The following is a 6,939-nucleotide window of genomic DNA, read 5'->3' as shown; positions in this document are numbered from 1 at the left end:
CAACAACCCTCTTTGCCTGATGACCATAGCGAGTCGGTCCCACCCCTTCCCATCCCGAACAGGACCGTGAAACGACTCTACGCCGATGATAGTGCGGATTCCCGTGTGAAAGTAGGTAATCGTCAGGCTCCCTAAGCCAGAAACCCCCGCCCGAAAGGCGGGGGTTTTTGCATTTCGGCGGCGGAAATGTGGGCGGATTCGTGACGGTTACCGAGTCGGAATTTGCACATTCGTCTTGCTCGTTGTCGTTCTGGGGATCACCAATAAATAGCCGATATCATTCGTGATCCTCCGGCTTATCGCGTGCATCTCCGGTCAAGGCCGCAACTCATCCCTCTTTTCCTCCAGGCATTTTCCGATCGAATAGCCCGTAATTCGCAGGAAATAGACGCCTTGGCCGGTGTGGCCACGTAAAATCTGCGAACCCCATCCCTGTACTCGAAACGATGAACGCCGCCACCCAGATAGCTCGGGCTGTGTGCCCGCATGATTGTCCGGATACGTGCGCCATGCGCGTGACCGTCGAAAATGGCAAGGCGATCAAGGTCACGGGCGATCCTGATCACCCGCCGACGCAAGGCGTGTTGTGCACGAAAGTGAGTCGATACGCTGATCGTGTTCATCACCCCGACCGCCTCACCGTTCCGCTCAGGCGCGTCGGCGCGAAAGGGGCCGGGCATTTTGCACCGATCAGCTGGGACGAGGCACTGGACGAGATCGGCCGCCGTCTCGGGGAAATCGCGGCGCGCGCGCCGGAAGCGATCGTGCCCTACAGCTATGCAGGAACGATGGGGCTCGTGCAGGGCGAGGGCATTGCACAACGGTTCTTTCACAAGCTCGGCGCATCGCGGCTCGAGCGCACGATTTGCGCGGCAGCCGGTGCCGCGGGGTTGCGGTACACGTATGGCGGCAGTCTCGGCATGCACCTCGAGCATTTCGAGGAAAGCGAACTGATTCTGATATGGGGCGCGAACCCGATTGCATCGAGCCTGCACTTCTGGACGCGTGCGCAGGAAGCGAAGCGCCGCGGGGCGCGTCTTGTCGCCATCGATCCGTATCGTTCGCTGACGGCGGAGAAGTGTCATCAGCATATCGCGCTGAAACCTGGCACCGACGGGGCATTTGCCCTGGGCATGATGCATGTGCTGATCGTCGAAGACCTGCTCGACCACGACTATATCGCCAGCCATACATTGGGCTTCGACGCGCTCAAGGAGCGGGCGATGTCCTATCCGCCCGAACGCGTCGCGCAGATCTGCGGTATCGACGCGACGGAGCTGGTCGATCTCGCCCGTCGTTACGGCGCCACGCGCAAGGCATCGATTCGCCTCAACTACGGCATGCAGCGCGTTCGCGGCGGTGGCAACGCCGTACGCGCGATTGCAAGCTTGCCGGCGCTAACGGGCGCGTGGCGGGATCGGGCTGGCGGGTTGCTGCTCTCTTCATCGGAATCGGCGCCGGTCAACCAGGCGGCATTGTTGCGCCCGGATCTGATGCCTGGCTGGCCGCACACGCTGCCGCGCATCGTCAACATGAACGCGATCGGGGACGCGCTGCTGCACCCGGGAGATGCGATCTTCGGGCCGAAGGTCGAAGCGATAGTCGTGTACAACTCGAACCCGGTGGCGGTTGCGCCGGATTCGTCCAAGGTCGCCGCCGGATTCGCGCGGGAGGATCTATTTACGGTCGTTCTCGAGCATTTCAAGACAGATACCGTCGATTTCGCCGACATTGTGTTGCCGGCGACCACACAACTCGAGCATCTGGACATCCATAAATCGTACGGGCATACCTATGTGATGGCGAACCTGCCGGCGATTCCTCCGGTGGGTGAGGCGCGGCCGAACACGGAGATCTTTCGCGGCATCGCGCGTAGCATGGGGCTGGAAGAGCCTGCGCTCCACGACAGCGACGAGGAGGTCGCGCGCGCGGCGCTCCGCTGGGACGATCCCGCGCTCGACAGCGACTGGAACACGCTGAAACAGGCCGGCTGGTTGAAGCTCAAGCTGCCGGAGGCGCCGTTCGCGAATGGCGGTTTTCGTACGCCGTCCGGCAAGTGCGAGTTCTACAGCCCGCGACTCGAGCAGATGGGCATGGATCCCGTGCCCGACTACCTGCCGCCGTTCGAATCCGCCGAGGCCGCGCCCGAACTCGCCGCGCGCTTTCCGCTCGCGATGATTTCGCCGCCGGCCCGCCATTTCCTGAACAGCACGTTCGTGAACGTCGACAGTCTGCGCAACACGGAAGGGGAGCCGCATCTCGACGTTCACCCGTCCGACGCCGGGGCGCGCGGCATTGCGGACGGCGATCTCGTCCGCATCTTCAACGACCGCGGATCGATGCAGGCGCTTGCGAGAATTACCGATCGCGCACGTCCGGGGCTCGTCGTCGGATTGTCGATCTGGTGGAAGAAGCTGTCGCCGGACGGCCGGAATGCAAACGAGGTGACGAGCCAGGCGTTGACCGATCTCGGCAATTCGGCGACTTTTTACGATTGCCTTGTGGAAATTGAGCGAATTTGATCGAATATCACCGTATGAGCAGACGAATATCGGCGGAAGTTCGAAGTGGACATCTAACCCTGTTGTCTCGGGGCGGTCCAGCCGTTACGATGCGTTTTAGCACGACCATTCGAAAATCTGTGAGGAGACGCGCAGTATGGACAAAATTTGGCTGAAATCGTACCCACCCGGCGTTCCAGCCGAAATTGACGCGTCTCCTTACCCCTCCGTTCCTGACCTGCTCGACGAAAGCTTCCGGCAGTATCGCGACCGCACGGCGTTCGTCTGCATGGGCAAGGGCATCACGTACGGCGAACTCGACACGCTGTCGCGCCAGTTCGGCGCCTGGCTGCAATCGCGCGGGCTGGCGCGCGGCGCGCGCGTCGCGATCATGATGCCGAACGTGCTGCAGTATCCGGTGGCAATCGCCGCGGTACTGCGTGCCGGCTACACGGTCGTCAACGTGAACCCGCTCTATACGCCGCGCGAACTCGAACATCAGTTGAAGGACAGCGGCGCGGAAGCGATCGTCATCCTGGAGAATTTCGCATCGACGCTACAGGCCGTCATCGCCAATACGGCCGTCAAGCACGTCGTCGTCGCATCGATGGGCGACCTGCTGGGCATCAAGGGGTGGCTCGTCAACTATGTCGTGCGCAACGTGAAGAAGATGGTGCCCGCGTGGCAGTTGCCGTCGTTCACGCGCTTCAAGGCCGCCCTGTCGGAAGGGGCGCGCCAGTCGTTCAAGCCGCAGAAGGTCGGCCCCGACGACGTCGCGTTCCTGCAATACACGGGCGGTACGACCGGTGTCGCGAAGGGCGCGACGCTGCTGCACCGGAACATCGTGTCGAACGTGCTGCAGGCCGGCGCCTGGCACCAGCCGGCTCACGAGAAATTCCCGGAGGTGAAACAGTTCGTGACGGTCGTCGCGTTGCCGCTGTATCACGTGTTCGCGCTGACCGTCTGCGGTTTCCTGACCCTGCGTACGGGCGGTATGGGCATTCTGATCCCGAACCCGCGCGACATCGCCGGCATGATCAAGGAATTGAAGGGCTACCAGATCTCGACGATTCCGGCCGTCAACACGCTGTACAACGCGCTGCTGAACCATCCCGAATTCAATCAGCTCGACCTGTCGAAGCTCGTGATCGCCAACGGCGGCGGGATGGCGATCCAGGAAGGCGTCGCGAAGCGCTGGTATGAAAAGACGCACACGGCGATCATCGAAGGGTACGGCCTGTCCGAAACATCGCCGGTGGCGACCTGCAACCCGGTGACCGCGACCGAATACAGCGGGACGATCGGTCTGCCGCTGCCTTCGACCGAAGTGGCGATCCGCGACGATGCCGGCAACGACGTCGCGCTGGGCGAACCCGGCGAGATCTGCATCCGCGGGCCGCAGGTGATGGCCGGCTACTGGAACCGTCCGGACGAGACCGAGAAGGTGATGTTCCCCGACGGCTTCTTCAAGACGGGCGATGTCGGCGTGATGGATGCGCGCGGCTACGTGAAGATCGTCGACCGGAAGAAGGACATGATCCTCGTGTCCGGCTTCAATGTTTATCCGAACGAAGTCGAGGACGTGGTGGCGTCGCACCCGGGCGTGTTCGAGGTGGCGGCGGTCGGCGTGCCGGACGAGCATTCCGGCGAGGCGGTGAAGCTGTTCGTCGTGAAGAAGGATCCGGCACTCACCGACAAGGACATCCTGGCGTACTGCAAGGAGCGGCTCACCGGTTACAAGCGGCCGAAGCTGGTCGAGTTCCGCACCGAGTTGCCCAAGACCAACGTCGGCAAAATCCTGCGGCGCGAGTTGCGCGACGGACGCGCGTAACGATGTGGTTCAACGGAAAGCCCGGCTCGCGCCGGGCTTTTTTGTTTTGTGGCGCAAGCACGGATCGGACAGGTGAAGTTCTCGGTTGCCAAGCCACGAGCCACGAGCCACGAGTCACGAGTCACGAGTCACGAGTCACGAGTCACGAGTCACGAGTCACGAGTCACGAGTCACGAGTCACGAGTCACGAGTCACGAGTCACGAGTCACGAGCCACGAGCCACGAGTCACGAGCCACGAGTCACGAGCCACGAGCCACGAGCCACGAGCCACGAGTCACGAGTCACGAGTCACGAGCCACGAGCCACCAGCCACCAGCCACCAGCCACCAGCCACCAGCCACCAGCCACCAGCCACCACCCCGCGCGCTGTTCGTGCGAAGAGGCGCGTCATGGCCGGCAGATCCCCGGCGTGCGGGCCCGGGCGGCTGTGCCGCGAAAAAGAAAAAGGCGCCCGAAGGCGCCTTCAAGATGCTGCGGCTTGTCAGGCAAGCTGATTAGAACTTGTGACGGATACTGCGACCTGGTTGCTGGTGCTCGAGCCCGTGAGACCGTTGATCGAAGCGGTTGCCTGGATGACGTTGCCATCCGCGTCGAGCACGTTGCCCGATGCGTGCTGGTACACGCCGATTGCGTAGACGTCCGTGCGCTTCGACAGGAAGTAGTCGACGCCCAGCGAGCCTTGGTGGTACTTGGCTGCCGAATTGCCGTCGATCTTGCTGCCTTGCGTGTAGTCGTACGCTGCGCCCAGAATCAGCGCCGGGGTCAGCTGGTACTTGAAGTTGACTTCGGCGTTGTTGAACGTTGCGGTCTGGTTCACGAACGGACCGGCCGAGAAGCCCTTGAACTTCGTGTTCGAGTACGTCGCGCCGACCGTTGCTGCGCCGAACGTGTACGCACCGCCGGCACCGATGACCTGGTACGTGTTCGCGTTGTTCGCGTACGTGCCGTAGACCGGCGACGAGACCGACGCCGACGCGGAGCCGTTGTTGAACATGCCGCCGAACTGGTTCGGCGTGCGTGCGTTCAAGTAACCGACGCCCAACACCAACGGGCCGTTGTTGTAGCCTGCGCCGAGCGACCAGACCTGGTTCTTCGAGAACTGGCCTGCCTGGCCGCCGAAGCTGTACAGGCCGCCGAACGAGAAGCCGTTGTACGTCTGGCTCGTGAACTTGACTGCGTTGTTCACGCGATACGCGTTGTTGAAGTTGTCGAGGTCGCCCGGGTGAGCGGCGATGTAGCCGCCCCACTGGTCGCCTGCCTCGAGCGGGCCGACGAAGTCGACGACGGAGTCGTACTGGCGGCCCAGCGTGACCGTGCCGTAGTTGCTCGACAGGCCGACGTAAGCCTGACGGCCGAACATCAGGCCGCCCTGACCGAGCTTGCCGCTGTTCACGTCGAAACCGTTTTCGAGGGTGAAGATCGCCTTCAGGCCGCCACCGAGGTCTTCGGTGCCGCGCAGGCCGAAGCGGCTGCCTTGCATCACGCCGCTGGCCATGCTGTACAGGTGTTTGCCGTCTGCGTTGTTGTTGAAGAGCAGACCTTCATCGATGATGCCGTAAAGCGTCACGCTGCTTTGCGCATGGGCAGCGCCAGCGAACGCGCCCAGCGCGACGAGCGCGAGAAGCGACTTTTTCATTAACGGATCTCCAAAATTACCGAATTTTTCTGGCGGGGCCGATAGTTATGTTCTGTCGACGGGCCCCATCAACTTCGCAAGAAGTCGCACGTAATGTAGCAAAACCGTTTTTTGCCACAAAGCGAAATGCCGCAGCTCAAGGTCGCCATGTTTCCTTTATGCAACAATGGTTACAATCACGGGTTAACCGCAATTTCCGCTGAATAATCAAGTCGGTTACGCAGCGGACTCGTGCCCTTGCCGCTCGCGACGGCACACATGCAGCCAGGAGAACAGGATGGTGTTGGATGAACTGATCAGCGAATTCGATCGCGGCCTGCGATCGCTGGCCGGCATTAGCCGGATGAGCCGGCCGGTGCCCGCGCCGGCGGAGGCGCCGGCCGTCGAGTTGACGCCCGCCGAGCGCACGCATGCCGCCGGGCTGATGCGCGTGAACCACGTCGGCGAGGTCTGCGCGCAGGCGCTCTACCAGGCTCAGAAATTCACCGCGCGCACGGCGTCGGCGAAGGCGATGTTCGAGGAAGCGGCGCGCGAGGAAGAGGATCACCTCGCGTGGACGGCGCACCGGCTCAAGGAGCTCGATTCGCGTCCGAGCCTGCTGAACCCGCTGTGGTATGCCGGCGCGCTCGCGATCGGCGTGGCGGCCGGTACCCTCGGCGACAAGGTCAGCCTCGGCTTCATGGCCGAGACGGAGCGGCAGGTCGAGAGCCATCTCGAGGGCCATCTGTCCGAGCTGCCGGCGGCCGATACCGCGTCGCGCGCGATCGTCGACCAGATGCGGATCGACGAAGTGAAGCACGGCAAGGCCGCGACCGACGCGGGCGGGGCCGAGCTGCCGCTGCCCGCGCGGATGCTGATGCGCGCCGCGTCGAAAGTCATGACGAGCACTGCGTACTATCTGTGAGATTTGCACCGGGGCGACGCGCGACGCCGCCCCGGGTTCACCGCCCCCGATACCGCCCGTTTATTC

The 6,939-nt window shown here is 62.8% G+C and carries 4 protein-coding genes and 1 rRNA gene; 4 read left to right on the top strand and 1 reads right to left on the bottom strand.

The window, feature by feature from the left end; all coding sequences use genetic code 11:
* Positions 1–15: 15 nt before the first annotated feature.
* The 3 genes from rrf (at position 16) to GQ56_RS0138450 (ending at position 4,332) form a co-directional block, all read left to right on the top strand.
* Positions 16–128, top strand: a 5S ribosomal RNA gene (gene rrf, locus GQ56_RS0138460).
* 318 nt (positions 129–446) lie between these two features.
* Positions 447–2,522, top strand: a complete 2,076-nt coding sequence (locus GQ56_RS0138455; RefSeq protein WP_031403691.1) for a molybdopterin-containing oxidoreductase family protein — start codon at positions 447–449, stop codon at positions 2,520–2,522.
* Between the two features lie 136 nt (positions 2,523–2,658).
* Positions 2,659–4,332, top strand: coding sequence for a long-chain fatty acid--CoA ligase (locus GQ56_RS0138450; RefSeq protein WP_031403690.1), 1,674 nt, complete (start codon positions 2,659–2,661; stop codon positions 4,330–4,332).
* A 482-nt stretch (positions 4,333–4,814) separates the two neighbouring features.
* Here GQ56_RS0138450 and GQ56_RS0138445 read toward each other — a convergent pair whose 3' ends face one another.
* On the bottom strand, positions 4,815–5,969 hold the full coding sequence (locus GQ56_RS0138445) for a porin (protein WP_031403689.1): 1,155 nt from the start codon (positions 5,967–5,969) through the stop codon (positions 4,815–4,817).
* A gap of 277 nt (positions 5,970–6,246) precedes the next feature.
* Between GQ56_RS0138445 and coq7 the strand changes: the two genes are divergently transcribed.
* Positions 6,247–6,873 (top strand): 2-polyprenyl-3-methyl-6-methoxy-1,4-benzoquinone monooxygenase, encoded by a 627-nt coding sequence (gene coq7 / locus GQ56_RS0138440; protein WP_031403688.1) that lies wholly within the window; start codon positions 6,247–6,249, stop codon positions 6,871–6,873.
* Positions 6,874–6,939: the final 66 nt, after the last annotated feature.

The sequence above is a fragment of the Burkholderia paludis genome, assembly GCF_000732615.1.
GTDB classification, from domain to species: Bacteria; Pseudomonadota; Gammaproteobacteria; order Burkholderiales; family Burkholderiaceae; genus Burkholderia; species Burkholderia paludis.
Note: the sequence above shows the minus strand (reverse complement) of the source record. Positions and strands in the feature narration are given on the sequence as shown.